Origin of the sequence: Leptolyngbya sp. CCY15150 (assembly GCF_016888135.1) — a bacterium.
Taxonomy (GTDB): Bacteria; Cyanobacteriota; Cyanobacteriia; order RECH01; family RECH01; genus RECH01.
Map to the genome: position 1 here is coordinate 132,461 of NZ_JACSWB010000289.1, position 24,768 is coordinate 157,228.

A 24,768-nucleotide genomic window follows, 5' to 3' on the forward strand; every position below is an offset into this window, starting at 1 on the left:
GACTGAAGTTGGAAGTTAAGCGACACTAACACTAAATGAGGGAACTTCTCATCTTTTGCGAAGATTTCTAACATCCTCCAACGTCTTAATACGAAAGATTACTTTGGGGCGATCGCTGCTAGACGTGACTCCCCTAATGAACCGTTCAAGCTCCATGTGTGCCGTCGGCACATCATTGAGTTGTAGGCTTAGCGCAGAAGGCTTGTAAAGACTGATGGAAACCCTAGAGTTCATTATCTATCCCGATGGGCGAGTGCAAGAGCGCGTCACTGGCATTGTGGGTCGTTCCTGTGCAGAGGTCACCGCTGCGATTGAGGAAAAGCTAGGGCGCGTCGTTCAACAAGAGGAGACGTCAGAGTTTTTTGCTCAACCATCTCTGCAGGTGTCTACGCAGGCTGATGTTGCTGCTGCCCAAGTCAGTCATAGCCAGTGGTAAGCGATCGCTGACCGTTTTGTGTTGATTGTGTTGTTCATTATTAGCGTTTAACTATCGAGCTTTTTCCTATGTCACACTTTAGCCAAATTAAGACTCAGCTTCGTGATTTGACCGCCCTCCAGGCTGCCTTAGAAGACCTCAAAATCGACTGGAAGTCTGGCCCTGCGCCGGTGCGAGGCTACCAAGGACAAACCCACACCGCCGCTGTCGTCATTGAGCAAAACAATGGCTATGACGTCGGGTTTAGCTGGAATGGCAACCACTACGAGCTGGTGTCGGATCTGCAATATTGGCAACAGCCCCTATCGGTGGATGGCTTCCTGAACCGCATTTCTCAGCGCTATGCCTACCACACCGTGCTTGGACAAACCGCTCAGCAAGGTTTCCAAGTGTCTGAAGAGCAGCAGAATGCAGATGGTTCCATTCGCTTGGTGCTCCAGCGCTGGACGGCGTAGGCCATGTTGGTCGTCTCACTGTGAATAGGACAAAGACTTGTGGGGTGCGGGTTTCTGTGCCCCACAGCTATTTGGTAGGCTAATAATCTACTAGGGGTCTGGAGCCATCTAGACCCAAACCCGATGATTATGGAGTGTAGGCATGGATGAATCCTTCTCAGAGATGAATGCGATCGCCCCCGATTCCTCCCAAACGGGTCTAGAGCCAGAATTGGGCGGACATCTGCGCAATGCGCCAGAACGTACGGGGCTGGAGCCGGAGTTGGGCGGTCTGGTGCGCCAGAAGGGTGTCTATGTGGATGAGGTCACCTGCATTGGCTGCAAGCACTGCGCCCATGTGGCCCGCAATACGTTCTATATCGAGCCAGACTATGGGCGATCGCGGGTGATTCGTCAGGATGCGGATTCGGAGGAGATTCTGCAAGAGGCAATCGATACCTGCCCTGTAGACTGCATCCATTGGGTGGACTATACCGAACTCAAGCAGCTAGAGAGCGATCGCCAGTTCCAAGTGATTCCTCGGGCCGGTGCGCCCATCGATCAGTCCCTAGTGCAAACCAATCGCCGACGGCAGAAAAGCGATCGTAAGTCCTGATCATTAGCGAACAAATACACCCTCATCGCTCAACCGATCGGCGCATCTGCTTCGACTCTTTGGGGGTGGCGTTGGGTGGCGATCGGAACGAAGATGCTCGATAACAACTCCACGGACAAGTATCAAATACAACGCTAGCAATACGTGAGTACTTAAACAACAAAATGGAAGATATGCAGATCTTTGCTGTCTATCTACCCTGCAGAGGGCTATTATGCAGATTACTCGAAGCCTATCTACCCCTAGAGGGTGAATAGACAGCAAATAATCTGCCTATTCACCTAGTAGGAGGCATATAGGCAGATTGGATCGATCTAATAAGTTGTTATGCGAAAAGGGGAGATCTTTGAGCGTTGAACAAAGAATTGCCGACAGGCTCGCGGAGTTACGCGCTCTGGGAGATGAAGTCAGGCGAACACGGAGATCTCCGTCCGCAGGGCACATGACTAGTGATTTTGTTGATGTGCAGATCGCCAACCGTTGGCTCACGAGTTGCCTTAGTCTATTCGGGCGGGTTTTTGGCGAAGATAGTGCCCATTACAAGAGGTTGAATGAACAGTTTCCTAGTTATCCCAAGTGGCCGAATGTAGAGCAGGCTTATGGTGTGTTGCTCGCCGCCATCGATGACTTCGAGAAAGAAGCGCTTTTCTCTATCAAGCAACTCATAGAGGCGGAGGTCTTTGATGAGTTTTTAGACCAAGCTGAACAACTCCATTCGTCTGGATATTTTCAGCCGGCTGCCGTAGTCGCTGGAAGTGTTCTGGAAGATGGCCTAAGAAAACTTTGTGGACAACACAACGTAACGCTTCCTGATCGTCCCAAGCTTGATTGGATGAATTCGGAGCTCGCTAAAGTTGGCGCCTACAACAAATTAATTCAAAAGAAAGTGACGGCTTTAGCGGATATAAGGAACAATGCGGCACATGGGAATTGGGGAGAATTCACATCCGAGGATGTCACTGCAATGATTCGAGATATCCGTGATTTCATGTGCCGGTATTTCGCATAACAAATCGTTGCAGCGGACATTTGACCCGCCACCCATTTTTGCTGCCGCAGAAACGGGCGTCGCCTCAAATGCCGCTGAACTCAGGCGTTAGCCTGCCCAACCTTTCGAAGAGGTAGTTGTACCGCTCACAGGCGTATAAAATCATCCATATCTTTTAGTTGAAAGCACGTTGACGAGATTTGAGTTCATAGTGGATGGACCACCCGTATCACAACAGACTCGCAGGCGTGAACGTCTTAGAGCCTGGAAAATAGTGGTACGGCAAGAGGCAGAGAAATATTGGTCACCAGGGCAAAAAGCAGCTACAGGTCTAATCATGCTGCAAATCACCTATTTCTATGATTCTGTTGCTATAGATGTGGACAATATTGTCAAGCCAATTCAGGATGCCATAATTGGATTAGCCTACATTGACGATGATCAAGTCACTGACGTTCTTGTCAGGAAGCGAAATTTGTCAGGTAACTTTAAAGTAGAAAACATGACCTCAACCCTAGCAGAAGGTTTTTCTCGTGGAAACGAATTCTTGCATATTGTCGTAATTGAGGCTCCTGACCAAGAGGTACTGATCTGATGGCAACCCCAACTGCAAACCTAGAAAGAGAGCGATTACTTCAACTAGCGGAAGAATATCGTGACAAGGGATACGAGATTTCTTTTCATCCAAACCCTGAAGACCTACCTGATTTTCTTAGAAATTATCGCCCTGATATGATCGTGCGGCGGGGAGATGAAGCTGTGATTATTGAAGTGAAGTCACGTCGCTCACTTAATTCCTCCTCTAGGCAGTATTTGCAGAATCTAGCCCAATCTGTGGAACAGCATCCTGGTTGGCGATTTGAGTTAGTGATGACCAATCCAGAGGACGTTGTATATTCTTCAAGAGCTGAAAGCTCTCTTCAACAGTCTGAAATAGAAACAAGACTTCAAGTAGCAAGGCAACTTGCAACACAACACCCAGAATCAGCAATCCTCTATTCCTGGTCTCTTGTTGAGGCAACTTTAAGGCTGGTTGCAGAGCATGAGGGAATGAGTTTGCAAAGACTTGATTCGCTTTATTTAGTAAAACAATTAGTGACTGAGGGTGTGATTTCACGTCCTGAATACCAGTTACTTATGGATGCGCTTTCATTACGTAATGCAATTGCTCATGGCTTCAAAGCAACCCAAATTACGCAAGAGTCTGTATATCAGCTAATTGATGTCGCAGAGCAATTGTTGAAAACTTTGCACATTGGTGCCGAAGCAGACTAACAACTCAAATGAAGCGGACAATTCCGGGCCACTGGTACTGAGTTAAAGGTCATCTGTCGCCGCTGATTTGAATCATTAGGCGGAAAGGTTCAATTCAAATGAGCTGTAAGATATGCCGACTTGAGCACCATAAGTAAGATAAGTGCGATCGCTGATCTTGTAGGGTGCGTTCCCTACTGCAACTCCTACCACCTCACGGATAGATTTTTGGGAACGCACCATGGTCGTAAATTCCTTAAAGCAAGCCCTAGATAGTTCCTGAAATTGTCTTATCTACTTTTAATGCGATCGATAATGCAAGCGATCGCAACCATTGGCAAGCTGGGGAAGTTTCAGTAGACTGATGCCAACGCATAAACACTGAAAAGTTTGAAATCGCGAACGGCAGGGGTAGTAGTTTCAACTGTTGATTATTTACAAAGGCAAGGGCGACCCGATAGGCTAAGGTGGCAACTAAATCAGTCTGCGCCAGAATAAAGGGTGCAGTCAGAAAATGGGGAGTTGAAAGAGCAATGTGTCGTTTCAGATTTTGTTCAGCAAGGAGTGTATCTACCCTTCCGATACGATCTTGTTTGACCGAAACAAGCAAGTGAGAAACTGATAGGTACTCCTCCAAAGAGAGAGAACTGCCAATGATGGGATGATTTTTACGGCAGACGCAAACATAGCTTTCTTGTAATAGCAATTGTTCCTGATGCCACGCAATTTTTTCAGGAAACACACCACAAGCCAGATCAATTTCACCATTATCCAGTAGAGACAGTAATTTTTGACGATCGCCGGATCGAATCTGCACACTGATTTGAGGTGCAAGGGTCTGTATCGCTTGCATCAAGTGTGGCAGCAAGGTGAATTCTACATAATCAGACATGCCAATTGCAAAAACTCGATCGCTCGTTGCTGGATCAAACGTGGATTGATCCAGAAGCACCACTTGAATTTGCTGCAACGCGGGGCGCAATTGTTGATGCAGAGCGATCGCGGTGGGTGTGGGGCGAAGTCCGGCAGCCGTTCGAGTAAATAAGCCATCCTTGGCTAAACTTCGTAGTCGAGCTAGAGCATTACTGGTTGCCGGTTGACTTAATCCAACTCGTTCTCCGGCACGGGTGACGTTTTGCTCCGTCATCAACGCATCAAACACGACCAGCAGATTGAGATCAATCCCTGCCAAATTGATGTGGTGAATATTGGTCATATCAATTATCCATTGGACAAATCTATCATGACCGATCCAGGATGGATTTGTGTAACTTGGAAGCGCCTAATGAGTCTAAAGAATGTAAACTCGGTGAACCCCAACCACAAAAAGCGGGTAGCGATCGTCATTTCCAATCCAGCCGTGTCCGTAACCACAGGTTGGCCCGTTGGGTTTTGGTGGAGTGAACTGACCCATTCTTACTACGAATTGACGGAGGTGGGCTACAGCGTTGAAGTATTTAGCCCAGAGGGTGGCAAGTGCGAACCCGATGCCATGTCTGATCCTCGCGATCCATCCGGTTACTCGGCCTCTGATCTAATCAGCATGGGATTTATTGCGACATCAAATCTCGTTAGCATGATTGACTGTACCTGCTCAGTTGATGAAATTGATGTGGCGCAGTTTGATGCGATCGTTGTAGCAGGTGGGCAAGCCCCCATGTTTACCTTTGAGAAAGCAACCGCTTTGCATGATAAATTCGTTCAATTTTATGAAATGGGCAAAATTGCCAGTGCCCTTTGCCACGGCACTGCGATTCTGCGCTACGCCAAGCTTTCTAATGGGGAGTATTTAGCAAAAGGAAAGACTGTCACGGGATTTGCCAATGTGGAAGAAGATTTTGCAGATAAAGCCGTTTGGGAGATGAATCTTTTGCCGCGCGATCAGCATCTGATGCCTTGGCGAATAGAAGATGAACTAAAAAATATCGGGGCAAATTACGTTCAGGCCGGTTTATGGAAGGGCTTTGCTGTGCGAGATGGCAACCTGATTACCGGGCAGCAGAATTTTTCGGGCGCAGAAACAGCAAAGGCAGTAATTGAAGCCCTGGGACGGTAATGAGGAACATAATGAAGAAAGTAATGAAGATTACCTTTATTGGAGTTGGCAATGTGGGGGCTCCCCTAGCAGATCATCTGCAAAAGCTGGAACATTCAGTCACGATCGCCGCCCGGAACCCGAATTCTCCATCCGTACAAGCTGCTTTAAGCCGCAATGCCAGTTTTAAGGTGGAGCCACCGCTCGAAGCCGTGAAATCAGCAGAGGTTGTGTTTTTAGCCACGCCGTTTACAGCCAATGAAGCGGCTCTGTCAGAGGTTAGTTCTGCGCTAGAGGGCAAAATTTTAGTGGATTGCACCAACCCAGTGGGCGCAAATTTGACTCATGGATTGAAGAGTGAGCGATCGGGTGCTGAGGTTGTCCAGAGCTTTGTTCCTGCTGCCAGGGTCGTTAAGGCATTCACCATTTACGGATTTGAGAACTTTGAGGACAATATTTATCCAGGCTATGGCGACCTGAAACCAGCGATGTTGATCGCAGGTAATGATGGGATAGCCAAGCAAACCGTTTCTACGCTTTGCCAGGAATTAGGTTGGGAACCCGTTGATGTAGGAAACCTGTCCATGAGTTTGCATCTGGAACACATGACCCTGTTATGGATTCAGATGGCGCGGGTACAAGGATTGGGGTCTGGATTTGTTTGGGCAAGGCTACAGAAATAGGTTTAAAGGCTTAAAGAATGAAGGAAGCTCAAAACTCCATCACAGGCATTTGTCACTAACCAATCTCCGCAGCATCCTACGCAGAGAAAACAGCCATTCACAATCTATCAAGGTGGCACAACCCTGGAGGCGATCGCCAGGTTAATATGAGAGAGCGATCGTTTTATTTTATCAGCCCTTGTATGGGGAGACTTCCAATGACATTAGCTGAACTTATGTCACAAATTCAGGAGCTTCCAAAAATCGACAAGCTTCGATTGATGCAGTTTCTTGCCACAGAGCTAGTTCAGGCAGAAGACGCAAACTTCTTTGTTGCGAACCAAGAGTATCCTGTCTGGTCGCCTTATAATTGCTCAGAAGCTGCCAATGTTTTAATGAATCTTCTAGCGACAAAGCAGCAAGAACAGAATGGCTGATCCTCAAAGATTTCCATACAAGATTATTGACAGCAGTCTTGGTATGGTCGATAGAATGCCGTATTTGCCATTAACATTTAGCCTGAATAATCAATCCTTGGATGCTGAAGGCTTACTAGATACAGGTGCAAGCGTTAATGTTCTGCCATACGAGTTAGGACTACAGCTAGGTTTAATTTGGGAGAATGAAACGCTCTCGGTTGTACTAGCAGGTAACTTGGCTCGATTTGAAGCTCGTGCAGTCGTTGTTGATGCTCAAGTCAGTTCATTCCCAACAGTTAACCTTGCATTTGCCTGGACACAAGCAACTAATGTGCCTTTGATTTTAGGACAGGCTAATTTCTTTTTTGAGTTTGAGGCCTGTTTCTTCCGTGCGCGTTCTGAATTTGAGATTCGTCCTAAACAGATTGGCAGTGATATGTGAGGTACGGTCTAATAATCCCGTTGTGCAACAATCGTACAAAGCCTCTTCGTTGAAGCTGGGAGATTTTTAGCGACGGGTCAATGGGGTTGTTAGTCTCTACCATGCCCATGAGTTTGCACAGGCTTGCGCGATCGCTCTTGTATCAGTCAGATAGAGAGCTTGCTTGCCAGTATATTTTCGGCTGCGTGGTTGTCGCTAGGTTGGGGAGAGCGATCGCCTGCCTATCGTTTGGGTTGATGAAGGAAGCTCGAAACCTCTACCACAGGCAGACGAATTCTTGTCATGACTGCTAAAATATCTGACGGAAGAATAAGAAATTGCCCTCCTTGGGTTCGAGAATAACCAAGGAGGGATAAGGTGAGAAACGGTATGTGATCTCCTTTTTTCCAAGCGGGATTCAAGAGGGCTAGACCTTGGTGCGATCCACAGATCCGCTAGCTCTAGAAACCGGCTAGGTATACAGATCAGTTAGGCATACAGATCGGCGACGTAGTCGGCATAGCCGTTGTAGAGCAGAGAGGGCTGCTGTTCCCAGGAAAACTCAGAGCCAGGGCCAACCAAGCGTTCTGTCGCTTGCGACCAGCGGGGATGGGGGACATCCGGCTCCACATTCGATTCAAACTTGTATTCGTTGCCGTTGATGGTGTTCCAAAACGTGGCGGGCTGCTCGGCCACAAACTCAATGCCCACCACCGACTTGGCACCCTTAAAGCCATATTTCCAAGGCACCACCATGCGAATAGGAGCACCGTGCTGTTTCGGCAAGGTTTGCCCATAGGCTCCCACGGCGAAAAAGGCAAGGTCGTTAGCCATTTCTTCGATGCGCAGCCCTTCGGTGTAGGGCCAGGGTAGGAACGACGAACGCAGACCTGGGCCTTTGGTCACCTCGGAGTCGTAGTAGGAGGTGAAGCGGACGTATTTGGCGTCGCTGCTAGGTTCCACGGCCTCTAAGATGCGGCTCATGGGGAAGCCAATCCAGGGCACCACCATGGCCCAGGCTTCTACACAGCGGAAGCGGTAGACCCGTTCCTCTAGGGGAAAGTTGAGCAGGTCTTCTAAGCCGTAGGTGGTAGGATTCTTGACCAAACCGCCGACGTTCAGCGTCCAGGGATTGGTGGGTAAGGCCTGGGCATTTTGCCAGATGGACTTGGTGCCGCCAAATTCGTAGAAGTTATTGTAGGTGGCGGCAATTTGACGGCCGGTGATCGGGCGATCGCCCTCTCGAAAGTTGGCATTGGCTACGGCATTGAGATCCTGCACCCCTGCTAAGGGATCGCGATCGCGCTGGGTGGAGGCTTGGCAGGCTGTGAGCGGCGCTGCGGCAGCGATCGCCCCCAGACCAATCATAGATTTCATAAACTTACGCCGTCCCCAGAAGGCGGCTTCAGCGGTGACTGGCTGGTCGATCACCTGCCAGGGTTTTGGAATTCGAATCAAGACCATACTGCGTCCCCATCATCTGACTAATCCTCTGCGTCTTTATCTTGACGCAATCATCAGGATCTGGGCAATGGTCATGCTGGGGGCGACCACTGGGTCAGCAGCGCGTTGACCACCTGATCTAGCCCCACGGCCCGAGATGCCTTGAGTAGGTAGCGATCGCCGGGTTGAACGCTGTCTAGGAGATAGTCAATCACCTGCTTATGGGTCTCAAAGGCATGGCAGGGAATCGATCCAGCGCCGGCAATCAATGCATCTCGTTCCTCAGGATCGGCCAAGATCAGCACCTGGTCTAGCTTGAGCTGCTGGGCCACCTGACCCACCTGCTGGTGGAGGGCGGGCGATCGCTCTCCCAGCTCTTTCATGGTTCCCAAAATGGCAATGCGGCGCTGACCGGGCGTATCCGCTAGCAATTGCAGAGCTGCGGTCATGGATTCTACCCCCGCGTTGTAGGTTTCATCCAGCACCATCACATCCTGGGGCAAGCTATGGCAACGGGATCGCCCCTCGGGTAAGGTCACCGGCACCTCGTCACCGAGGGTTGTCCAATCCATACCCACTGCTTGGGCCACAGCCAGGGCCGCGAGGTAGTTGATGGCATTATGGCGACCGGGCAACGGCACAGCGATCGCCTTCCCCTGCACCCGCAGTTGTTCAGGAGCTGTCCATTCCCCCTGGAGATCGCCCCCGTCCAGACCGTAGGTGAGGACGCGACCGTTCCAGACCGTAGTGGCCGTGTCCATCAGCCGCTGGTTGTCGTGGTTGAGAATGGCTATGCCATCAGGACGGAGGTTGGCCAGCAGTTCGCACTTGGCATCGGCGATCGCCTGCTCCGAGCCTAGGCGACCAATGTGCGCCGTGCCGACATTGGTGATCACCGCAATATCGGGCTGGGCAATGTGGGTCAACAGGGCAATTTCCCCCGCCCCCCGCATCCCCATCTCCACCACCGCAAACTGATGCGCCGCCGTCAGTTCTAGCAACGTCTTGGGGACGCCAATTTCGTTGTTGTAGTTCGCGCGGGTTTTCAGCACCGCGCCTTGGGTGCCCAGCACCGCCGCAATCAGCTCCTTCGTCGTCGTTTTACCCACCGACCCCGTCACCGCCACGACGGGCCCTGGGAAACGCTGCCGCCAACCGCGACCCAAGGCTTGGTAGGCCGCCAGGGTATCCGGCACCACCCACAACGGCGCGGCTTCCAACCCTGGGGGAATCTGATCCACCACCGCTGCGATCGCCCCCTGGGCTAACACCTGGGCCACAAAGTCATGGCCATCAAAGCGATCGCCCCGCAGCGCCACAAACAGATCCCCCGGCTGTAGGGCACGGCTATCGGTAGTCACATGGGCGATCGCCTGATGTAGATCCAGGCTAGATGGGCAGATGGCAGATGGCAGGAGCGCATCGAGATCGGCCAGGGTAAAGGGTTTGACCATAGAGATTGCAACAACGGACAACAGTAGCAAGCGTAGCGACAGTAGCGAAGGGTGAACATGCCCCGCAGCCCAAGGACTGGAGAGCGATCGTCAAGGAGCGATCGTCAAGGTGAATCACTCTCCAATCCGTACGACCCATAATCTAGGTGCTATCATACCGCCCCTCTGGAGGCCTAGAGCAGGGTGCTGATGGTCTTGAAGATCGAAAGGTTCATCTACCCCTCATTGATCATCTCCGCAACTTCACGGAGTCTTCACTAAAAAATCATCATTTTTGGATAGATTTAACCGATGATATGACCGTGATCACCCTGAGGTTACCCTCTGCTGTAGTACCATATAGGGCACGATTATTCCTAACATCATCTTCTAAACCTTAATTCAGCCGCTCTTGTCAATCATCACATGGGTATAGTCATGAGGATCTGACTTGAGTTAAATTAATGAGCGCTTCTCCCACCATCAGGTTGAGCTAAAACACCTTCGCTATTTAGATTACGATCATTCACCCTCACTCCAGAACGAGCTCGTTCTGTCCACTCAGCTCATGAGCAGCTATAGCAGACCGATTGAATCTAGCGAACAGGCGTTGTATGACCACTTCTTGCAGTGGGTTGATTGCGAACCGCCAGAAGCCCTAATTCAGCGGTTCAAGGCACTATTCATTGATGGTGGAGCCTACAGCGATCGCGAGATATCCAAGGCCCTAGCGCAGATTGTTTGTTCGGGCTCGGCTGATGAAGAGTTTCGCTTTGTGGTGAATCGCTGTTGCCACATTTTAATTAACCGCTGGCAGGCGCGATCGCAGTTTCAGCCCGCCGTGCTGGACTTGATTGGCCTGTTCGATCAAGTGCAAGGGCGGCCAACATCAGGAGGGCTTTATCGCTCTCGCAGCACCCGCCGCTTGCAAGACTTGGTGGTTGATTTCACCAGCACCGAGCAATGCCTCACCCTCCGGCGCTTGGCCAGGGTCTTGAGCGAACACCTAGAGCCCAGTAGCTCTGGTTCCCAAGATTTAGGCATGTTGATTCCTCGCTATCCCTACCTCTACGAGCATTGTTTGCTGAATGACGATAGCGTTTCAGAACAAAAATCTACCGTTCGCAAGCTCCAAGCGGAACGTCAGCGCCAGTTTGAAGTAGACCTGAGCCGCTATGTAACGTCGATGGTGCGGCGATCGCCTACAATGTCTCCCACCGCCGCTGCGATCGCTGCACCAACGGTGCCAAATCCTACTCTCCTGGGCGATCGCGCCTTAGGGGGAGCGCTAAAGCATTATCTAGGGCGCGTAGATGGCTCCAATACCTATCGCGACCTAGCCCAAGGGTTTATGGCCCGCAGCCAGCATACGCCGTCCTACCGATTGTTTAAGAATGATTTGTTTGAATACATCACATCATCCGTCGATGGCGACTATGGGGCTCGGCAGTTTAGCAATCAGCTTTATCAACAGCTCCGAGTTGCCTCACCGGAAAATGACGATCGCCGTCTCAGTGATTTCCTGGTGGTGCGCACCTGTAGCCAGCTCCTGAACTTCTTGGTGGTCGAAAGTCCCCAAAATCCCCGACATTTTGTGTTCATGGATCTGATCAGCAACCTCGGCCCGGTGGTCACGGCTGGGCTGTTGCTGAAGATTGTGCTCATTTGCCGCAAGGTGAAGCCCTATCTAGAACGCCGCCTCTCAATTTTGTTCAACCATTATGAAAGCTGTGAACAGGGGACGGTGCAGTGGCTCGTTCAGGTACTTGAAACTATGAACCTAGCCCTCTGTCTACATTTCGGCAATATTGACCTATCGTTCATTCGCTAGTGCCGGCACCATCTGTAGCGATTGTAGCGATTGTCTTGAACGTCAAAAAGCAGAGCAAACCTATCGAGGTGTTGCTGAATGGCAGCATGATGCCGGGCGTTGCTGAATGAGGCTATGGAATCGGAATGCGAGCAAGATGCTCACCCTGCCTTGTGAATGAAGGGTGAGCGAGACGCTCACGGTTCGCTAGCGCCAAGCCTCTCGCGATTCAGCAACGCCTGATGCCGCAGCAGCGAAGCGATCGCTAAAGGTGAGTCAGTTTATTTAACCTGAGTTCGGGATAAGCTGAAAGCCTCTTTCTCTCTTGGGCTGAGATCTTGATTCTTTCATCCAACAGGCTGAAAAATCCCCTTAACCCGAACTCACGTTATTTAATGGATTGATGATTCTTTAGAACGCAGATGGTTCTTTAGAACGTACAGGATAGTATTTCTGGCTCTTATCTTCAGTCTTAGGAATTTGAGCAAAGATATAATACATGATGAGGCTCAAAACCATCATTTCACCGCCATCCTCAACGATCGCTAAGGTATTCTCCAAGAGAAAACTAATCAGGGGCTGAGGGAAACTAGTCGTCATGACGTGAACCATATCGACACCTACTGCAAAGAAGACGAAGATTGCCATAAGCCATAGGGTTCTTTGGCTAAAGCGTTTAAACTCGGCCGAACCGCTTTTGTACGTTAGTGCAATGATGACAAAGAACAGCAGCGCCGCAGACGCAGCATACACCATCTCTCCGTAGTCAACAGGTCTTAAGGCTAGCCACCTTGTAAAGCCTAGCTGTGAAGCTATCATGCCACCGCCCGTTTCATGAAGCCCAAAATAATCATCGAGCAGCAAAAACGTAAAGAAACCTGACCAAGCAAGATAAGATTTTCCCTGCTTTAATCCTAAATAAATTAGGACAATAGCAATCCAGAAGAATTTAATGTACTGGAACATTTCTGGATAGGAGCGATCGCGATCTAGAAAAAACATGTCATTGGGCACTGGCAAGAGAGATGCAATGACATGGGCCACAATAAACCCTAAATCTGTCAGCAGCAGTAAGCTGAGAAGCGGTTCAAGATATATGTTTTTTAGCTTCATCCTAATTCAATTTCCAGGGATTAAGGTTGTCCAATTTCAGGTGCATCCGAAGAAGCACCCATAACCTCACGTTAACCTAGATTTAATGTAAAAGACTTTTTAGTCGTTGGAGTCCGTATAACTTTATTGAAAATTCAAATCGTCACAGGAGCGACCCAGGCAGGTGTCTAGGCGGGAGCGCTGGCACCGACGCCATGCAACAGGCTGCGGAAGCATCCCGCTATTCAGCAACGCCGGATCGTTGAGTTGATTGCAAACTTAGGCTATGACTAGGCTTGCCGCAGCCGCAAGACTAGAATCTGGGTGACTTGGGCCTCATCAAAGTTGTCGTCACTGATGAGGATCAGGCTTTGGCTACCGTCGGGGAGGCGGGGCCCGAGGGTCATGCCTTCGAGGTTGTCGAGGGTGAGATCGAGGGTGGTGAGGTCGAAGAGGGGCTGTTTGCGAATGGCTTCGATGCCATCAACCGAGGCGCTGAGCGATTCTAGACCCGAGATGTCGGTGGCGCTACCGGTGGCCAGTTGAAACAATGTTGCGCCAAATCCCGCCAGACCGAGGGTGCGTTCTAGGCTAAGGAAATGACCGGCTTGGTCGAGGGTGATCAGTTCCACCAGGCCATGGATGACGGTATTGGGCGGATCGGTATCGAGAAGGTAGAGGTGCTCGGCAATGAGGGTGGATTGACCATCGCCGACCAGATAGTGCAGAAAGCGGTTGCGGCTCTGGGTGCTGTCGGGGTCATCATTGAGGAGGCGTTCGAGTTCCGAGGTGGTTTGGCTGGGCTGCAAGTCTTGGTGTAGGGCTGACTCGGTAGCCACGAACAGGCGAAAGGGTTCTAGCCAGGCGGTGCTGTAGCCACCGGGATTAATCGTCAGGGCTTCAAAGCCAAGGTTGTCGCGCACGCCCTGGGGTTGATCATCGACGTCCTGCGGTAGGTAGCGATCGGGGATGGGCAGTTGGCTGAGCCACTCACCGGTTTCCAGGTCAAATTCTTGCACTGAGGGCGGAATGGCTTGGCGATCGCTGCCTTCGCTGGAGATAAAAACAGACGATCGCGGCGAGAGGGCGATGCCTTCTGGGTCGATGGTGTTGGCAGCAAAGAGCTCTCCTTCACGGTTGTGCAGCAGGGTGACGTTTTCGACGGTGACTTGGTCGAGCGTCGGTGTGCCTTCCCCATCGGTGCCGATCGCCATCTTTAGGGTATAGAAGCGAGCTGGGGCAAGGATGCTGCGATCGTCGGAGATGGCATAGAAGCGATCGCGTTGACGATCATAGGTGATCCCAGACAAGCCTCCCACTGGGGTATCGTCTACGACGGTGGCGGGGAGCTGGTAGTGACCCAAAATATCGACAGCGAGAGGGAGAAACAGCCGATCTTCAGCCTGAACTTGAGGAATGGCACAACTGGTTAATCCCAGGGCGATCGCTAGAACGACCGCCATGAAAGCTTGAGTGAGTCGCTGTCCTGCCTGCCAATGCTGTGGGTTCATGCCTTGCTGCCTATCGTCGGTACTGCCCTGATTTTAGAGGGTCTTGGGTGGACGGCCATCTAGATCTGCAGATGGTGAATCCCGTACTGTCTTCCTTGACATTTTATTACTACATAGCTATATAATTAAATTAGTCAAAGGACGGAATAGTTCCAGATAACTGCCGCCGATGATTTAGATGCCTTAGTTAGGAGATTCTCTATGTTGTTTCGTCAACTCTTCGACCCAGAGACGAGTACCTATACGTATTTGGTGGCGGATCCTGAAACTGGAGACGCCGTGCTCATAGACCCAGTGTTGGAGCAGGTGGAGCGTGATATGAAACTTCTAAGCGAGCTCCATCTAACGCTGCGCTACTGTTTGGAAACCCATATCCACGCCGACCATATCACCGGCACCGGCAAGCTACGCCAATTGACGGCATGTAAGGGCATTGTGCCGGAGCGGGCCGAGGCTGCCTGTGCCGATCGCCACATTGCTGATGGAGAAAACGTTCATGTGGGGAGTATTGTCATTCAGGCGATCGCCACTCCAGGGCACACCGACAGTCACATGAGCTATTGGATCAACGGCGATCGCGTGTTGACCGGTGACTCTCTGCTGATTCGCGGCTGTGGACGTACGGACTTTCAAAGTGGGGATGCGGGCACGCTGTACGACCACATCACCCAGAAGCTATTTACCTTGGCGGATGACACGCTGGTGTATCCAGGGCACGACTATCGCGGCCAGACGGTGTCCACCATTGGCGAAGAGAAGCGCTACAATCCGCGACTTGCAGGTCACGATCGCGATCAATTTGTGACCTTGATGAATAACCTTAACTTACCCGATCCTAAAAAGATTGCTGAAGCTGTTCCTGCTAACCAGAAGTGTGGCAATGCCGTGACGACTCTGCGCCAAGGTTAACTTGGTTTCTCGTGCGTCTATTGTTCTGTTGTTTACCTTGAACTTCAATTATTTCTATGACGATCCTTAAAACCCCTTCCCTGAAAACCATTGACGCTTATACCCTTCAGCAAGAACTGGAGAGCGATCGCGTCCTGCTTGTGGATGTACGAGAACGTAGTGAATATCGCGGTGAACATATTCCTAATGCTTACTCGTTGCCCTTATCGAATTTTAAGCCTGAACAACTCCCTAAGGGCGATCGCTCCGTGGTGCTCTATTGCCAAACCGGTAACCGTTCTGCCGAAGCTGCTAAGCGCCTCTTTGCAGATCAGTGGTCGGAGGTGATCCATCTAGATGGCGGCCTACAGGCTTGGAAAGCGGCTGGGCAAGCCACCGTTGTCAATCCCAACGCTCCCATTAGCATCATGCGGCAGGTGCAAATTATTGCTGGAACCTTGGTATTAACCGGTACCTTGCTGGGAGCCTTTGTATCTCCTGCCTTTTTGCTCCTGAGCGGGTTTGTGGGAGCTGGCTTGACCTTTGCTGGCGTCAGCGGCACCTGCATGATGGCCACTCTGCTGGGAAAACTTCCCTACAACCGCTAGATGTCCGGCAGGGTATGGCGCGCTGGGTGCTGCTGCCGCCTACCCTATTCCATGATTCACGGGTAATACTGTTCTATGGTTCTGATAATCGTTGGCTATCTCTTAGCGGGTCTCATTGGGCTAAGTTTGGGGTTAATTGGCGGTGGTGGGTCGATTTTGGCGGTGCCCGTGCTGGTCTATGTGATGGGTGTGCCCGCCAAGGCAGCGATCGCCATGTCACTGGTGATTGTGGGGGTGGTCAGCCTAGTGGGCGCAATTCCCCATTGGCGCATGGGCAATGTACGCTTCAAAACGGCTCTGCTCTTTGGCCCAGCGGCGATGGTGGGTGCTTACCTGGGCGCACGATTGGCAGCCCTGCCGTGGATTACTGAAACAGTGCAGATGGGGTTGTTTGCCATCACCATGCTGGCGGCAGCCCTGTTGATGATTCGTAAGCGTGGCAATCCAGAGGCGATCGCCCTTGAAGCTGCCTCCCATCCCCACAAGCACCGCTGGATTTGGATCGCGGTGGAAGGTTTAGCGGTTGGCGTCTTAACTGGTTTGGTGGGTGTGGGCGGCGGATTTGCGATTGTGCCTGCCCTGGTGCTCTTGGGAAATGTGCCCATGAAACAGGCAACGGGCACGTCACTGTTGATTATTGCCATGAAGTCGGTGACAGGTTTCCTAGGCTATTTAGGACAGGTGACCCTAGACTGGCCCCTGATGCTTGGCTTTACCCTGGCCGCGACGCTAGGCATGGTGCTGGGCGTTCAGCTTCTCCCGTCAATCAAGGCGCAGCATCTGCAAAAAGGATTTGGCTATTTACTGTTTGCCATGGCTGGGTTCATTCTCTGGCAGAACCTATCGCCCTAGAGGTGTGAACAGGATAGCTCAACGTTGGCAGGCGGCGATCGCTAGGAGGGTGCGATCGCCTCCTTTTGTTGGATCTACCTTGCGTGATCCCTACGTCATCGATCCCTACGTGATCTATATATGAAATGGATCGACATGGGGGACGACATCAGAACCTTGATCAACGGCTGTGGAACGATCGAGATGATGAATCTCGTGGAAGCAGTAGGCGAGGATCTCCGTAATATCCACGATCACCGTTTCGACCTTGCTGTTGGCTAAAAAGCCGCTCTCGGATAACAGCTCCAGCCAGTATAAACACTCCTCCGCCACATAAACAGTATCGTGCAGTTGCTGAAGACGAGCCTGGGGCGATCGCCAGCAGGTGTGGCGGCAAAAGATGCCCAGCGTTGTGGAACAACGTAAAAATTGTCGCCCGAGTTCGTCGGCTGATAGCCCATGGGGTAAGGTTTCTACCAGCCGAATAGCTTGTATGGCAAAGCCCCGAGTTTTTTGCTTTAGTCCTTGCTCGTCCAACACGTACCCTCTTCAGTCCTTCTCTGCTAGTCCCGCTCCCTTCCACACATCTCTCTCTAGTCGGATATGTGTCAGGACATTTCAGGTGAAACTCAAGCCAATTCAATCAGACAGTGACCATTTAAACCGTGTAGACCGTGTAGACCGTGACGTTCTTCTACAACGTTCGAGCTGTTGTCTTAAGAATCCGAACAGTTGAAGGATTCTTAGCAGTTTGATCGCGTCATCCCAGATGGATCCCACACGCTTCCAAGAGAGGGGTTGTCTACGATGGGTGCATGGGCCTGGAAGCAAAGCACAGTTATGGCAACCGTTGATGAGGGCAGCCCTCCAAGTCGTCCTGAGGATGCTGGTCTCATGGCTCATGGGTTAGGCAGTGCTGAATAGCGGCATGATTTCGCAACATGTTGCATGGAGTTTCAGATCCTGTAGCTAGAGGTTCATCGTCTAGTTCAGCAGCCCCATGAGGTAGTCTTGGGTGATGGGGTATTATGCTCATGAGCTTTGCTGAAGACGTAGTAATTTTACTTAGGTACTAACGATGCTTAGCCTCCTTTTATCTGATTCAACCTATGCATCATTTCTGGATAGTGTCACGGAAACCTGCCCCACTGGCATCATGCGATCGCTCAATGAACATATCTTATTTCCGCTACGCCGCCATTACCTCACGCAGATTTTAGCAGCACACTTCCAAGACCAGCAGAGTGTTTTAGACCTAGGCGCATCGAATGGAATACTGGCAGCCAGACTACAGAAATCCTTAGCGAAGCGCCATCAAACGATTGATATGATTGGATGTGATGTACATGTGCCATCCAAAACCTATATCCCAGTGGTGCAGTATGATGGACAGCAAGTGCCCTTTGCAGACAATACCTTTGATGTGGTGTTGATGACAGACATGCTGCATCATACCCACAATCCACTACAGATGCTACAAGAGGCGAAGCGAGTATCTCGCCAATATATTTTAATTAAAGATCATTATTGGAAAAGCCCTAAAGATTTTACTCGCCTGAAATTTGCAGACTATATTGGCAATGAACCCTACGGCATTCACTTACCCTATAATTTCCTAAGTCAAACAGATTGGACACATTTGATCGAACAGCAGTGTGGCTTGTCCATTGAGCACCAGAGAACGTTCCGATTTAACCTGGTTGATCCCTGCAAGCATATTCTATTTCTGCTGAAACTAAAATGAGAATTTAGAACTTAGTCACACTCAGAATTGGCAACAATAGCGGCATGAGACGTCTGATTCTTAAAAGGTTCTGGTGATAGACAACATTATATTTTAAGCCCTGCCAAGACTTAGACTGCCTGCGAGCTTTTGCTTAGATCAGCTATAGCTCTGTTAAGTTATTTCTCTATAAAGATAGACATAAAAACATAGCTTAACAGGATATATCCATAACTCTAGCCTGGGAGTGTTAAGTGCAAGACATACGCCGAGAGTTCTTCATGATACCGTCAGGATAGTTCTTACTAACCAGCCTGTCTTCGACACTCTCCACCAGGCAGCATCTATGTATCAATTTCAACTTGGTGCCCATACCCAGCCGGGTGAATGCATTGGTCTTGTGGGCAATACCCCTGAGCTAGGAGCTTGGGATCCTGCCCGCTGCATTCGCCTTCAGACGAGTCGCGATCGCTATCCCCTATGGTGGACAGATCTAACCATCCAGCTCGGCGATCGCTCCCAGTTAGAGTACAAATATATCCGCCTGCATCCCGATGGACAGGTTGAATGGGAATCCTGGGGCTCAAACCGCTGGGTGCCTATCGAGCCCATAGCTGGGGCAGATGCCGACACTTGGGTCGTTGATGATGGCGTCTTTGGCTATGTCCAGCCTTATCCATTTAGTTATCCGCTGGTGCCTGTGCGTGAGCCTGCACCTTCGTCTACCGGGCTCAAGGTGGTGGCGTTAGGTAGCTCTGTAGCGGCAGGGCATAAGGCTTGGCGGCTGCAGGGCTGGGCGCAGCAGTTGGCGCAGACGATGCAGCCACGAGGGCAGATCTGGGTGAACCGATCGGAGGTGGGTGCCTCGGTGACCCGCACGATCGCTCGCTTTGCGTCTGTCGTTGCCCCCGAGCGCCCGGATGTGGTCATCCTAGCCCTATCGTTGGGGAATGAAGGGTTTGCCCATTGTCCTCCTGAAGAGCGATCGCTGCTGCAGCAACGATTTGAGCATGGCTTGAAACGACTGATAGCCATGGTGCGGGCCCTAGGAGCCCAGCCGGTTTTGGGGGATGTCTATGCCCACAATGACTACACGTCTGACCATGCTGCTTACCTATGGGAGACCCATCGCCGCATGATGGCTTGGGGAGTGCCGGTTTTAGACTGGTTGGATGCGATCGCCGATGATCAAGGGCGCTGGAAGCCCTGTATTTCCTACGATCCAGCTCATCCCAATACCCTAGGACATCAAAGGATGTATGAGGCGGCGCTGGCTGTGTTAGACCAGCAGACCTTGGGGAGCGATCGCCTGCCCGAGGTCGATCAGCCCACCTTCCGCGATGCTGCTGGCTTTGAGCTGTCGGTGAGTCCTGATGGTCAGGCGATCACGATCCGCAACGCATCATCCTACGAGTATGACCTCACCCCAGAGTGGACGTCTCTGCATACCGCCCTAGGGCAAACGTATCTCATTCCAGGACTCTATCTCACCACCCAGCCTCAGCCGGGGCAGATGCCATTCCTATTTGTTCAAGACGACGGGGCGATCGCCTCCTCCATGGTTGTGCCGCCTGGCTGCTGCCTGACCTACCACGCTGCCTATACGGAGTCTCCAGGTCAGGCCAATCTGCTGTTTTATGATGGGCAGTTGGGAATCCTCAAGCAGGATGATCAGCATCTGTGGATCATGAATGAGTCCGAGTATGAGTTCAATATCCATCCGATGTGGCAGGCAGTACGGCGATCGCTACGGGCTATACCCCCTGGCGTTTACAGCGATCCGCTTGAGCCCGATGCACCGTTTCGCACCCTGATGATTGGCCCAGATGGCTTAGAAAGTCGAGCTAAGATATCGCCACGATCGGCCATTTTATTTCGCTACCAATGTGCCTTATCTGATGTCAACCGTGTAGCCATCCTTCCCCTAGGCGATCGCTGCGCTGTGCGGATGATGCTCTACAAAATGGGTTACGACGGCCCAGCCTTTCCGTTTGACCTAACTCGCACAACTCTCATATCTGATGTGGCGGATATGATCGAAAATCGCTTCGCCGACATGTGGAATCCAGATCTGCTGCACTATAGCCCCAGCGCCGGCCGAATCTATCATACCAAATGGACAGGGCTCTCCTTTGCCCATGAAGTAGACGAGAGCGATCGCCCCCTAGACGATATGACGCCCATCTATCAGCGAATGCGGCGACGGTATACATCTCGCTCTGATCGGTTTTGGTATACGCTCAACCACTGCGATAAGGTGCTCTTTATCCGAACGGGCTGGGCTGATCGAGATGGAGTGCTTGATCTCGTGGGAAAGCTAGAAGCACAGTGTCAGGGTAAACCATTCCATCTGCTGCTGCTGTCTCCTCAACGATCGAGCGAATTTTCCGACATGCCCCACGTTCTCCACTATAGCCAAGAGTTCAACCCTGACCGGATGTATGACGATTTAGATCATTGGCTTGACCGCACGGAAATTTTACGCAATATTTTGGAGTCCCTAGGCGTATCAAGTAAGAATCTGTTTTGGTGCCCGCCTACGGTGCCGTCGCTGTCGCTGCAGTGACCCGCGATCGCCATGGGTCATGATTCTAACGGGCGATCGCTGCCTGGGAGTGCCGTGATTGATCAGGAGCGATCGCCTGCCGGGACTGTGGGGGCGATCGCCTCCCTGTTTGCGGGTAATATTAATGATTTAAACGGTCTTTCATAAGATCACAAAAGCGGTTTATACTAAATTTTGCAGCCTAATTATCTAGGTCTGAGATGTTAAGCGAGTATCCTTACGTTAATGATCTTTTCGAGAATCTAGGGCAATATTTCATCTGGCCTATATGGTTGGCGCTAGATGAACATTTTTGCCTGAGTAAAATAATCCTTGCTTATAGGAGGCGATCATGAAGAAAATTTTAAGTATTGATGGAGGCGGTATTCGAGGACTTATTCCCGCTCTTGTCCTCGCTCATATCGAAGAAAAGACCGGCAAGACCGTTGCTGAGTGTTTTGACTTAATCTCTGGCACCTCAACCGGAGGCATCTTGGCTCTAGGTTTTTCCAAGCAAGGCGAAACCGGTAAGCCTAAGTACTCTGCCCACGACTTGGCAGAAATCTATCAATCCCGAGGTAAGGAAATATTCCCTCGTTCGCTTTGGAAAGGGATAGCTTCCGTGGGTGGATTAATCGATGAGCTATATTCCCATGAGGGTCTCGATCGCGTTTTAGATGAGTATTTCAGTCATGACACCCTCGGCACAGGGTTAACCAAAACGCTGATTACCAGCTACGATATTGAAAATAGGGAGCCGCTTTTCTTCAAAAGTTGGCGGGAAGAGTTTAGCTCAGTGCTGATGAAACATGCTGCACGGGCAACCTCAGCAGCACCCACCTACTTTGAACCTGCACTAATCCCTATTGGCGATACTATCAAGGCTTTGGTAGATGGTGGTGTATTTATCAACTCTCCGTCAGTATCTGCCTACGTTGAAGCTAAAAAGCTATTTCCTGACGAACAGGACTTCTTTTTCTTATCTCTAGGGACTGGGGAATTAGTCCGAAAGATTTTCCATCATGAGGCGAAGAATTGGGGTAAGGCTGGCTGGCTAATTCCCCTGCTGGACTGTATGTTTGATGGGGTGGCAGATGCATCCCATTATCAAATGAATATGCTTCTCGATGATGGCTATATCCGATTGCAAACAAGCCTAGATACTGCCTCAGATGATATGGATAATGTCACGGATAACAACATTGAAAATCTGAAGCTTGAAGCCACAAAACTCATTCAAGCTCACACAGATGACTTAGAAAGAATCTGTAAGATCTTGAGCCAAGATACATTGCAGCCGGTCTAGCGACCTATGGCAGCATAGCAGTTCATGGTCGTTGTGATGCGATGGCGGGCGATCGCTCCCTGATGAACCTATCTAAGAGCGATCGCTTTCCCAGATCATCGCAAGTTTCCAGGTCTCGGGTCATAATTGGAGGCAACCTGATGTCTCGACACCAACGCCGTCTCCTATGAATCCTACCCAAACCATCCTATTCCTATCTGCCAATCCTAAGGATACAAGTCGCCTGCGGCTTGACCAAGAACTGCGGGATATCGATGAGGGGCTGCGGCGGGCCCAGCACCGCGACCAGTTTCGGCTAGAGCAGCGATCGGCGGTGCGGCCGCGGGATATTCAACGGGCAATGTTGGATACCCAACCCCATATTGTGCATTTTTCGGGACATGGGGAAGGGGAAGCAGGGCTGGTGTTTGAGGATGCTGCTGGCAAGGCTAAGTTGGTAGATGGCACAGCGTTGGCGGCTCTGTTTGCCTTGTTTGCGGATCAGCTTACCTGTGTAGTGCTGAATGGCTGTTATTCGCAGGTGCAAGCCCAGGCGATCGCTCAACATATTCCCTACGTGATTGGCATGAATGCCGCCATCGGTGATCGGGGGGCGATCGCTTTTTCCGTAGGCTTTTATGATGCACTAGGGGCAGGACGGGATGTGGACTTTGCCCATCGATTGGGCTGCAGCGCGATGCAGTTGGAGGGGGCCGCAGGACATCTGACGCCGGTATTGCTAAAATCTGAGCGATCGCCCCAACCTACACAACTAGACAAGATGTCGATAAACCCAGCTCCTTCGACCGAGCCGATTGAGGTGTTTATTTCCTATTCCCATGGAGATGAGGATCTCAAGGATGAGCTATACATTCACTTGGCGGGGCTGCGGCGGGAGGGCAAGATCCAACCCTGGCAGGATCGGCAGATTGAGGCGGGGGCGGAGTGGGATGCAGAAATTAAGGCGCGCTTGGAGTCGGCGGGGATCATTCTGCTGTTGATTACGCCTCGGTTTATTAACTCAGACTATTGTTTTGACAAGGAGATGCAGCGGGCGATGGAGCGCCACGAGGCAGGCACGGCGCGGGTGATTCCGATCATCATGAAGCCCTGTGATTGGCAAGGATCGCCATTTAGTAAGCTGCAGGTGTTGCCGAAGGATGCGAAGCCGGTGACCAAGTGGGCTGATCAGGATGAGGCGTTGCTGGATGCAGTGAAGGGGATTCGGCGGGCGGTGGAGTCGTTGCAGGCAAAAAAGTAGAGGGTTCTCCGCTGGGCGATCGCATTTCTGTCCATTGCCCTTGAACTTCTAGAGAAACTATTTATTGTTGCGCGAAAATTTAAAATCTTCCGGACGGCCTGTGTGAGTCATGAAAGAAAAACCATGTAACTCAATGGAGCCTCTTATCAATGTCTGCAAAACATCCTTTTTCCGAAAAAAAATGTGAGACAACCGGAAAGCATATATGTTAATTTCATTACTTGCAAATATACAGCATTTCTTGCTTTGGTGAGGCACAGGTTCACTGCTGTAATGTTTGTCTTTCAAGGCTTCAGATGCACCTCACTAATCTCGGAGCTGCTGTAAGTTTAAAAGAGAGTTGAAACAACAGTATCGGGCAGAAAAAAATGAGATTCATATTAGATCTTATTCAAGGCTTTCGACAAGCCTCTTTTATTGCAGGATTCTTGACAGGACTTCTAGCAATGCCATTTTTCCAGGGAATTCGGAGAATTCTCATAGGACATAAAAAAAATAAGGCAAATCAAAGAAGATACGAAAAGACACCAAAAGATGATGATATTCGTTTGTAACATGATCATGACTAAAAACTGATTTTGACATGCTTGATTATTTATTTCTCTCTGTCTTCGCAAAGATTCCAGTCTTAAAGTCGGGTAGCCATGCTATTGATTTAAATCTGTGGCAGTCCCGCTTATGATTTTTTTTTAATAAGGGCAGTGCAGTAGACATTACATGCTCAAGCAGATTTAATGCGAGTCTACTTAAACCCACTAGGTAGTGCTAGATACTATATCAATTCTTAGGTTCCATCATGATCTTTAATAAATGGCCGATCAACCGGACTTGATATCAGTAATGATGGTGGTTTAGAACATACTGTCTTAAGGGATTCTAGAGATGCAAATCATCACACGTTGAACAGTACCACCCTTTGTTTGCTATAGCCAGAAAACCTAGAGAATGAATCGCACTGAGCACAAAAGACTATATCGGTAGTGCATTAATGTACGGGACGGAGGAAAATCAGACTACGCCATTGCGATTAGAAGGGAGTCAGACCCATGACCATTGAGATGACCTGTCCCACG

25 protein-coding genes are annotated in these 24,768 nt (G+C 50.5%); 19 read left to right on the top strand and 6 right to left on the bottom strand.

Annotation, left to right across the window (positions count from 1 at the left end; all coding sequences use genetic code 11):
• The first annotated feature begins 214 nt into the window (after positions 1-214).
• From JUJ53_RS22875 to JUJ53_RS22900, 6 genes are all read left to right on the top strand, one after another.
• Positions 215-436, top strand: a complete 222-nt coding sequence (locus tag JUJ53_RS22875) for a DUF2997 domain-containing protein (protein ID WP_204154361.1) — start codon at positions 215-217, stop codon at positions 434-436.
• A 68-nt stretch (positions 437-504) separates the two neighbouring features.
• Positions 505-891 (top strand): DUF1257 domain-containing protein, encoded by a 387-nt coding sequence (locus JUJ53_RS22880; RefSeq protein ID WP_204154362.1) that lies wholly within the window; start codon positions 505-507, stop codon positions 889-891.
• A gap of 142 nt (positions 892-1,033) precedes the next feature.
• Positions 1,034-1,486, top strand: a complete 453-nt coding sequence (locus JUJ53_RS22885; RefSeq protein WP_204154363.1) for a ferredoxin — start codon at positions 1,034-1,036, stop codon at positions 1,484-1,486.
• A gap of 442 nt (positions 1,487-1,928) precedes the next feature.
• Entirely contained in the window at positions 1,929-2,495 is a 567-nt protein-coding gene (locus tag JUJ53_RS22890; protein ID WP_239125301.1) for a DUF4145 domain-containing protein, read from the top strand.
• A gap of 190 nt (positions 2,496-2,685) precedes the next feature.
• The gene (locus JUJ53_RS22895) at positions 2,686-3,069 is read left to right on the top strand and encodes a RusA family crossover junction endodeoxyribonuclease (RefSeq protein ID WP_343328019.1); all 384 of its coding nucleotides are present in this window, start codon (positions 2,686-2,688) and stop codon (positions 3,067-3,069) included.
• A complete protein-coding gene (locus JUJ53_RS22900; protein ID WP_204154366.1) occupies positions 3,069-3,749 on the top strand; it encodes a hypothetical protein in 681 nt (226 codons plus the stop codon). The genes JUJ53_RS22895 and JUJ53_RS22900 overlap by 1 nt, the downstream gene beginning before the upstream one ends.
• 247 nt (positions 3,750-3,996) lie before the next feature.
• Here JUJ53_RS22900 and JUJ53_RS22905 read toward each other — a convergent pair whose 3' ends face one another.
• Positions 3,997-4,944: a LysR family transcriptional regulator gene (locus JUJ53_RS22905; protein ID WP_204154367.1), complete on the bottom strand. Its 948-nt coding sequence runs from the start codon at positions 4,942-4,944 to the stop codon at positions 3,997-3,999.
• Between the two features lie 69 nt (positions 4,945-5,013).
• Here JUJ53_RS22905 and JUJ53_RS22910 point away from each other — a divergent pair, with 69 nt between their 5' ends.
• The 4 genes from JUJ53_RS22910 (at position 5,014) to JUJ53_RS22925 (ending at position 7,286) form a co-directional block, all read left to right on the top strand.
• Positions 5,014-5,784, top strand: a complete 771-nt coding sequence (locus JUJ53_RS22910; RefSeq protein ID WP_204154390.1) for a type 1 glutamine amidotransferase domain-containing protein — start codon at positions 5,014-5,016, stop codon at positions 5,782-5,784.
• Positions 5,785-5,795: 11 nt separating this feature from the next.
• On the top strand, positions 5,796-6,446 hold the full coding sequence (locus JUJ53_RS22915; RefSeq protein WP_239125303.1) for an NADPH-dependent F420 reductase: 651 nt from the start codon (positions 5,796-5,798) through the stop codon (positions 6,444-6,446).
• Between the two features lie 197 nt (positions 6,447-6,643).
• The gene (locus JUJ53_RS22920; protein WP_204154368.1) at positions 6,644-6,862 is read left to right on the top strand and encodes a hypothetical protein; all 219 of its coding nucleotides are present in this window, start codon (positions 6,644-6,646) and stop codon (positions 6,860-6,862) included.
• The gene (locus JUJ53_RS22925) at positions 6,855-7,286 is read left to right on the top strand and encodes an aspartyl protease family protein (protein WP_204154369.1); all 432 of its coding nucleotides are present in this window, start codon (positions 6,855-6,857) and stop codon (positions 7,284-7,286) included. The genes JUJ53_RS22920 and JUJ53_RS22925 overlap by 8 nt, the downstream gene beginning before the upstream one ends.
• A 468-nt stretch (positions 7,287-7,754) precedes the next feature.
• On the opposite strand, the gene msrP is transcribed toward JUJ53_RS22925, so the two are convergent.
• Positions 7,755-8,729: a protein-methionine-sulfoxide reductase catalytic subunit MsrP gene (gene msrP, locus JUJ53_RS22930; protein ID WP_204154370.1), complete on the bottom strand. Its 975-nt coding sequence runs from the start codon at positions 8,727-8,729 to the stop codon at positions 7,755-7,757.
• A 71-nt stretch (positions 8,730-8,800) separates the two neighbouring features.
• The gene (gene murF, locus JUJ53_RS22935) at positions 8,801-10,162 is read right to left on the bottom strand and encodes a UDP-N-acetylmuramoyl-tripeptide--D-alanyl-D-alanine ligase (protein ID WP_204154371.1); all 1,362 of its coding nucleotides are present in this window, start codon (positions 10,160-10,162) and stop codon (positions 8,801-8,803) included.
• Between the two features lie 547 nt (positions 10,163-10,709).
• Between murF and JUJ53_RS22940 the strand changes: the two genes are divergently transcribed.
• Positions 10,710-11,972, top strand: coding sequence for a hypothetical protein (locus tag JUJ53_RS22940; protein WP_204154372.1), 1,263 nt, complete (start codon positions 10,710-10,712; stop codon positions 11,970-11,972).
• Positions 11,973-12,362: 390 nt separating this feature from the next.
• On the opposite strand, the gene JUJ53_RS22945 is transcribed toward JUJ53_RS22940, so the two are convergent.
• Entirely contained in the window at positions 12,363-13,064 is a 702-nt protein-coding gene (locus JUJ53_RS22945) for a hypothetical protein (RefSeq protein ID WP_204154373.1), read from the bottom strand.
• Positions 13,065-13,333: 269 nt separating this feature from the next.
• Positions 13,334-14,554, bottom strand: a complete 1,221-nt coding sequence (locus tag JUJ53_RS22950) for an esterase-like activity of phytase family protein (protein ID WP_239125304.1) — start codon at positions 14,552-14,554, stop codon at positions 13,334-13,336.
• A gap of 201 nt (positions 14,555-14,755) precedes the next feature.
• On the opposite strand from JUJ53_RS22950, the gene JUJ53_RS22955 reads away from it, so the two are divergent.
• From JUJ53_RS22955 to JUJ53_RS22965, 3 genes are all read left to right on the top strand, one after another.
• A complete protein-coding gene (locus JUJ53_RS22955) occupies positions 14,756-15,463 on the top strand; it encodes an MBL fold metallo-hydrolase (protein WP_204154374.1) in 708 nt (235 codons plus the stop codon).
• A 56-nt stretch (positions 15,464-15,519) separates the two neighbouring features.
• Positions 15,520-16,050 carry a rhodanese-like domain-containing protein gene (locus JUJ53_RS22960; protein WP_204154375.1) on the top strand — a complete coding sequence of 177 codons (531 nt, stop codon included), beginning with the start codon at positions 15,520-15,522 and terminating at the stop codon, positions 16,048-16,050.
• A 75-nt stretch (positions 16,051-16,125) separates the two neighbouring features.
• Positions 16,126-16,902: a sulfite exporter TauE/SafE family protein gene (locus tag JUJ53_RS22965; protein WP_204154376.1), complete on the top strand. Its 777-nt coding sequence runs from the start codon at positions 16,126-16,128 to the stop codon at positions 16,900-16,902.
• A 114-nt stretch (positions 16,903-17,016) separates the two neighbouring features.
• On the opposite strand, the gene JUJ53_RS22970 is transcribed toward JUJ53_RS22965, so the two are convergent.
• Entirely contained in the window at positions 17,017-17,421 is a 405-nt protein-coding gene (locus tag JUJ53_RS22970; protein WP_204154377.1) for a four helix bundle protein, read from the bottom strand.
• A 538-nt stretch (positions 17,422-17,959) separates the two neighbouring features.
• On the opposite strand from JUJ53_RS22970, the gene JUJ53_RS22975 reads away from it, so the two are divergent.
• The 5 genes from JUJ53_RS22975 to JUJ53_RS22990 all read left to right on the top strand — a co-directional run bounded on the left by JUJ53_RS22975 (position 17,960) and on the right by JUJ53_RS22990 (position 23,695).
• Positions 17,960-18,625, top strand: a complete 666-nt coding sequence (locus JUJ53_RS22975; RefSeq protein ID WP_204154378.1) for a class I SAM-dependent methyltransferase — start codon at positions 17,960-17,962, stop codon at positions 18,623-18,625.
• Positions 18,626-18,950: 325 nt separating this feature from the next.
• Positions 18,951-21,170 (top strand): DUF1796 family putative cysteine peptidase, encoded by a 2,220-nt coding sequence (locus JUJ53_RS22980; protein ID WP_204154379.1) that lies wholly within the window; start codon positions 18,951-18,953, stop codon positions 21,168-21,170.
• Between the two features lie 12 nt (positions 21,171-21,182).
• The gene (locus JUJ53_RS25275; RefSeq protein WP_275415834.1) at positions 21,183-21,317 is read left to right on the top strand and encodes a hypothetical protein; all 135 of its coding nucleotides are present in this window, start codon (positions 21,183-21,185) and stop codon (positions 21,315-21,317) included.
• Between the two features lie 184 nt (positions 21,318-21,501).
• A complete protein-coding gene (locus JUJ53_RS22985; RefSeq protein ID WP_204154380.1) occupies positions 21,502-22,455 on the top strand; it encodes a patatin-like phospholipase family protein in 954 nt (317 codons plus the stop codon).
• 166 nt (positions 22,456-22,621) lie between these two features.
• Positions 22,622-23,695 (top strand): TIR domain-containing protein, encoded by a 1,074-nt coding sequence (locus tag JUJ53_RS22990; protein WP_204154381.1) that lies wholly within the window; start codon positions 22,622-22,624, stop codon positions 23,693-23,695.
• The last annotated feature ends 1,073 nt before the right edge of the window (positions 23,696-24,768 follow it).

Coding starts and splice junctions, on each gene's coding strand:
- JUJ53_RS22875 (WP_204154361.1), top strand. CDS start 215: ATGGAAACCCTAGAGTTCATTATCTATCCCGATGGGCGAGTGCAAGAG.
- JUJ53_RS22880 (WP_204154362.1), top strand. CDS start 505: ATGTCACACTTTAGCCAAATTAAGACTCAGCTTCGTGATTTGACCGCC.
- JUJ53_RS22885 (WP_204154363.1), top strand. CDS start 1,034: ATGGATGAATCCTTCTCAGAGATGAATGCGATCGCCCCCGATTCCTCC.
- JUJ53_RS22890 (WP_239125301.1), top strand. CDS start 1,929: ATGACTAGTGATTTTGTTGATGTGCAGATCGCCAACCGTTGGCTCACG.
- JUJ53_RS22900 (WP_204154366.1), top strand. CDS start 3,069: ATGGCAACCCCAACTGCAAACCTAGAAAGAGAGCGATTACTTCAACTA.
- JUJ53_RS22905 (WP_204154367.1), bottom strand. CDS start 4,944: ATGACCAATATTCACCACATCAATTTGGCAGGGATTGATCTCAATCTG.
- JUJ53_RS22910 (WP_204154390.1), top strand. CDS start 5,014: ATGAGTCTAAAGAATGTAAACTCGGTGAACCCCAACCACAAAAAGCGG.
- JUJ53_RS22915 (WP_239125303.1), top strand. CDS start 5,796: ATGAAGAAAGTAATGAAGATTACCTTTATTGGAGTTGGCAATGTGGGG.
- JUJ53_RS22920 (WP_204154368.1), top strand. CDS start 6,644: ATGACATTAGCTGAACTTATGTCACAAATTCAGGAGCTTCCAAAAATC.
- JUJ53_RS22925 (WP_204154369.1), top strand. CDS start 6,855: ATGGCTGATCCTCAAAGATTTCCATACAAGATTATTGACAGCAGTCTT.
- msrP (WP_204154370.1), bottom strand. CDS start 8,729: ATGGTCTTGATTCGAATTCCAAAACCCTGGCAGGTGATCGACCAGCCA.
- murF (WP_204154371.1), bottom strand. CDS start 10,162: ATGGTCAAACCCTTTACCCTGGCCGATCTCGATGCGCTCCTGCCATCT.
- JUJ53_RS22940 (WP_204154372.1), top strand. CDS start 10,710: ATGAGCAGCTATAGCAGACCGATTGAATCTAGCGAACAGGCGTTGTAT.
- JUJ53_RS22945 (WP_204154373.1), bottom strand. CDS start 13,064: ATGAAGCTAAAAAACATATATCTTGAACCGCTTCTCAGCTTACTGCTG.
- JUJ53_RS22950 (WP_239125304.1), bottom strand. CDS start 14,554: ATGAACCCACAGCATTGGCAGGCAGGACAGCGACTCACTCAAGCTTTC.
- JUJ53_RS22955 (WP_204154374.1), top strand. CDS start 14,756: ATGTTGTTTCGTCAACTCTTCGACCCAGAGACGAGTACCTATACGTAT.
- JUJ53_RS22960 (WP_204154375.1), top strand. CDS start 15,520: ATGACGATCCTTAAAACCCCTTCCCTGAAAACCATTGACGCTTATACC.
- JUJ53_RS22965 (WP_204154376.1), top strand. CDS start 16,126: ATGGTTCTGATAATCGTTGGCTATCTCTTAGCGGGTCTCATTGGGCTA.
- JUJ53_RS22975 (WP_204154378.1), top strand. CDS start 17,960: ATGCTTAGCCTCCTTTTATCTGATTCAACCTATGCATCATTTCTGGAT.
- JUJ53_RS22980 (WP_204154379.1), top strand. CDS start 18,951: ATGTATCAATTTCAACTTGGTGCCCATACCCAGCCGGGTGAATGCATT.
- JUJ53_RS25275 (WP_275415834.1), top strand. CDS start 21,183: ATGGGTCATGATTCTAACGGGCGATCGCTGCCTGGGAGTGCCGTGATT.
- JUJ53_RS22985 (WP_204154380.1), top strand. CDS start 21,502: ATGAAGAAAATTTTAAGTATTGATGGAGGCGGTATTCGAGGACTTATT.
- JUJ53_RS22990 (WP_204154381.1), top strand. CDS start 22,622: ATGAATCCTACCCAAACCATCCTATTCCTATCTGCCAATCCTAAGGAT.